General features: G+C 41.8%; 4 protein-coding genes. All 4 read left to right on the top strand.

What is annotated here, in order from left to right; genetic code table 11:
• Nucleotides 1-482, top strand: a 482-nt coding sequence (locus Q0296_RS10455) for an ACT domain-containing protein (RefSeq protein WP_366939752.1), incomplete at its 5' end; no start/stop codon positions are given.
• Nucleotides 483-491: 9 nt separating this feature from the next.
• Nucleotides 492-1,700, top strand: a complete 1,209-nt coding sequence (gene tyrS / locus Q0296_RS10450) for a tyrosine--tRNA ligase (RefSeq protein WP_298040328.1) — start codon at nt 492-494, stop codon at nt 1,698-1,700.
• Nucleotides 1,701-2,792, top strand: coding sequence for a nitronate monooxygenase family protein (locus Q0296_RS10445; protein ID WP_298040326.1), 1,092 nt, complete (start codon nt 1,701-1,703; stop codon nt 2,790-2,792).
• Nucleotides 2,789-4,237: an N-acetylmuramoyl-L-alanine amidase gene (locus Q0296_RS10440; RefSeq protein WP_298040324.1), complete on the top strand. Its 1,449-nt coding sequence runs from the start codon at nt 2,789-2,791 to the stop codon at nt 4,235-4,237. Before Q0296_RS10445 ends, Q0296_RS10440 begins: the two co-directional genes overlap by 4 nt.
• Nucleotides 4,238-4,397: the final 160 nt, after the last annotated feature.

The following is a 4,397-nucleotide window of genomic DNA, read 5'->3' as shown; positions in this document are numbered from 1 at the left end:
ATTTTTCATATCTAAAAAAGCAAAAATTTGAAAATATAGTGATCTACTCAAACCACAAAATTTCAAGCGTTGAGTTTGATTATTGCTGTAATCCAAAAAGAGGCGATAGCATAGTTGGCTTTAAAAATGGTCACACTGTGACAGTGCATCATAAGCTTTGTGAGCGTGCTGGTAAGCTCATGGAGAGTGGCGATGAGATTATTTTCGTCAAATGGACGAGAAATGCCCCGCATAGGTATAAAATTTTATTAAATTTAGAAAACAGAAAAGGTGCGTTGGCTGAATTTTTAACATATCTTGCTAGACTTGATATAAATTTAGCTACAATCTCGCTAAACGAAGCAAATGATCTTAGCGGAGATACGTTTGAAATAAGCGTCGAAATAGCAGAAAACATCGATGCAAACGAGATCAAAGAGAAGATCAAAGATAGATATAAGATTATTGATTTTGTTTCGCAAAGCGACCCATATCATAATTAGGAGAGAAAAATGGTTCAAGATATAGACGATATTTTACAAGAGATAAACCGCGGCGTTGCCGAGATGATCGATGCTGAGAGAGTTGAAAATTTAGTTAAAAATTATTATGAAAAAGGTGAAAATTTCTACGTAAAAGCAGGTTTTGACCCAACAGCTCCAGACCTTCACCTAGGTCACACAGTCGTTTTAAACAAGATGGCTTTGCTTCAAAAACATGGCGCGATAGTGCAGTTTTTAATAGGCGATTTTACCGCTCAAATAGGCGACCCAACTGGCAAGTCAGCCACTAGAAAAAAGCTAGATCAAGAGACCGTTTTAAAAAACGCCAAAACTTACGAAGAGCAAGTTTTTAAAATTTTAGATCCTAAAAAAACCGTGATAATGTTTAACTCAAAATGGTCAAATGAGCTAGGAGCTGCTGGGATAATAGAGCTTACTAGCACATTTTCAGTAGCTAGAATGCTAGAGCGAGACGACTTTGAAAAGAGGATAAAAGCGGGCAGCCCGATATCAATCTCAGAGTTTATGTACCCACTACTTCAAGGCTATGACAGCGTGGCGATGAAGTGTGACATCGAGATGGGCGGCACGGATCAGAAATTTAACCTGCTAATGGGTAGAACATTGCAGCGAACATATAACGTCGGCAAAGAGCAAGCCGTCATCATGATGCCGCTTCTTGAGGGGCTTGATGGCGTAAATAAGATGAGTAAAAGCCTTGGCAACTACATCGGCGTAACCGAAAATGCAAATGATATGTTTGCAAAAACGCTTAGCATAAGCGACGAGCTAATGTGGCGCTGGTACGAGCTACTAAGCACAAAAACTCTTGGCGAGATAGAAGAGCTGATGAATGACGTAAATAATGGCAAATATCATCCAAAAAAGGCGAAAGAGGATCTTGCTTATGAGATAACAGCGAGGTATCACGGCGAGGAGGCTGCTAAGGCTGCTATGGCTGAATTTAACAGTGTTCACTCTCAAAATCAGCTCCCAACTGATATGAAAGAATTTAGCTTAAAAGCGCCGATTTGGATAGTCGAAGCCTTATCTCAGTGTGGGCTAAGTGAGTCAAACTCTCAAGCAAGACGAGATATAAAAGCAAATGCAGTTAGCGTCAATCAAGAAAAAATTAGTGATGAGCAGTTAAAATTAGGAGCAGGCAAGTATATCTTGCAGGTTGGTAAGCGTAAATTTGCGAAGATAAAGGTTGAATAAATGGAGTTAAAGCCATTAAAAATAGGTAAATACGAGATAAAATACCCGATATTTCAAGGCGGAATGGGGCTTGGTATCAGCTGGGACAAACTAGCTGGCAATGTGAGCTTAGAAGGCGGTCTTGGCATAATTAGCTCAGTTGGCACAGGCTACTATGAAAACCGCAAATTTATAGATAAAGAGCTAAACGCAAAGCCTTTTGGCAGTGAAAATTTCTACTCTACAAGAGGTCTTCGAGCTGTCATAGAAAATGCACGTAAAATTTGTGGCGACTTGCCACTTGGCGTAAATATAATGTATGCTGCAAACGATTACGCAAGAGTGGTTAAGGATGCTTGCGAGGCTGGTATAAATATCATCGTCTCAGGTGCAGGGCTACCTACAAATTTACCTGAATTTACACAAAATTTTAAAGATATCGCGCTAGTCCCGATCGTCTCAAGCGCAAAAGCATTAAAAATCATCTGCAAACGCTGGTTACAAAGATATGACCGCTTGCCAGACGCTGTGGTGCTTGAAGGACCGCTAAGTGGCGGTCACCAGGGCTTTACCTATGAGCAGTGCTTAGACCCTGAGTTTTCGCTATTTAACCTAATCCCGCAGGTAAAAGCTGAGATCAAAGAGTGGGGCGACTTTCCGCTCATCGCAGCTGGTGGAATTTGGGATAAAAACGACATCGAAAAGGCGATATCGCTAGGCGCAGACGGCGTTCAGATGGGCACACGCTTCATCGGTACTCACGAGTGTGACGCAGATATTGGCTTTAAAGAGGTTTTGCTAGCGGCTGAAGAGAAAGACATCGAGCTTATAAAGAGCCCAGTTGGTTATCCAGCTCGTGGAATAAGAACAAATTTGATAAATTTAGTCGATAAAAGAATGGGTCCAAAGATCCAGTGCATAAGCAACTGCGTAAGCCCTTGCCAAAGAGGCAAAGAGGCAAAGCAAGTTGGGTATTGCATCGCGGATAGGCTATTTGACGCATATAGTGGCAAAAAAGAGAGCGGACTATTTTTCACAGGAGCTAACGGCTACAAACTAAAAGAGCTAATAAGCGTAAAAGAGCTAATGCACAAGCTGGTACATGGTGAATGAAACGGGCGATAATCCTCTTTTTTCTTGCTTTTAGTTTTCTTTTTGCGGCGACAAATTCGCAGACATTTGCTAAATTTGATAAGAATTTCGCCGGCTCAAGCAGAAGTGCAAAGATAAAGCTTCACAACGAGATAAAAAATATCTACGTCGATGCGATCATTAAAAACGATAAAAACACGAAAAAGCAGGCACTTACTAGGCTCATAACCAGCTCAAAGTCGCTTGGATTTGACTCAGGCGCTTACGTAAAAGACCTAAATGCGCTAAACGGCGTAAAGAGTGCCAACGCCTCAGCAGCCGCGGCTCTAACGCTACTAAGTGCAACAAAAGTAAATGAGACTTTGGTGCTTAAATTTAACACCAAAGTAGACACTGCAAAGCTAAAAACATCATTTTTAAAACAGCAAAACTGCTACAAACACATAATGCATATCGAGGGCAGGCTAAATGGCAACCCTCTAACATATAAAAATTTTATCTCAGACTACATCCACATCTCGCAGTATGATAAAAATACCGTTAGGATCATCTTTTCTGACAAGGCTCAAAAGACGATAAAAGCAAATGCAGCAGGCGACGCGCTGATAATCAGCACGCAAAATTTCATCTCAAATGAAAATGTACGAGCGCCGCTTAATAAAAACAAAAAAGAAGAGGACAAGCCAAAAGAGCCAGAGCCAAATTTAAAGCCAGAGCCAGAGCCAGAGCCAGCGCACAGCGAGCCAGTGACGACGCCTTTGCCTCCAGTTGCTGCGGGTAAATTTTCACGTAACAAAACGATCGTCATCGACCCAGGGCATGGCGGCACGGATCCTGGTGCGGTAAATGGCAGTTTAAAAGAAAAAACAGCCGTTTTAGGTGTAGCCAAAAAGCTTGGCGAGATACTAAAATCTCGTGGTTACAAAGTCTATTTCACCAGATCAACTGATGTTTTTATAAATTTAAGATCAAGAACGAAATTTGCAAACGACAAGATGGCTGACCTCTTTGTCTCCATCCACGCAAACGCCGCTCCAAACGCCGCTAAAGCAAAGAGCATGCACGGTATAGAGACATTTTTCTTATCGCCTGCAAGAAGCGAACGCAGTAAAAATGCAGCCGCACTTGAAAATAAATCAGACATCGAAGAGATGAACTACTTTTCACAGCAAACGTTTTTAAACGTGCTAAACCGTGAGAAGATCATCGCCTCAAACAAGCTTGGTATCGACATCCAAAAGGAAATTTTAGCAAGCGCTAGAAAGGTCTATGCAGCCAGCGATGGCAGCGTGAGAGAGGCGCCATTTTGGGTACTCGTGGGCGCTCTTATGCCAGCGGTTCTTGTAGAAATCGGCTACATCACACATCCAGTCGAGGGCGAAAAACTCTTTAACGAGGCCTATCAAAAAGCCCTTGCAAACGGCATCGCAAACGGCATAGATGGATATTTCGCAAAAAATAGATGAAAAATGCAAATTTAAGCTTTAAAGGGCAAATTCCATTTAACGAAGAGTTTGGCGATATCTACTTTAATACCGAAAAACCCTGGCTAGAGAGCGAATTTGTCTTTGCGAGCGCACTTGATGAAATTTGGCAGAGCAAAGATAGCTTTATAGTCGCTGAGAC

It is taken from the genome of uncultured Campylobacter sp. (assembly GCF_937890585.1).
In the GTDB taxonomy this organism is placed as follows: Bacteria; Campylobacterota; Campylobacteria; order Campylobacterales; family Campylobacteraceae; genus Campylobacter_A.
This window is presented reverse-complemented; position numbering and strand designations above follow the sequence as displayed.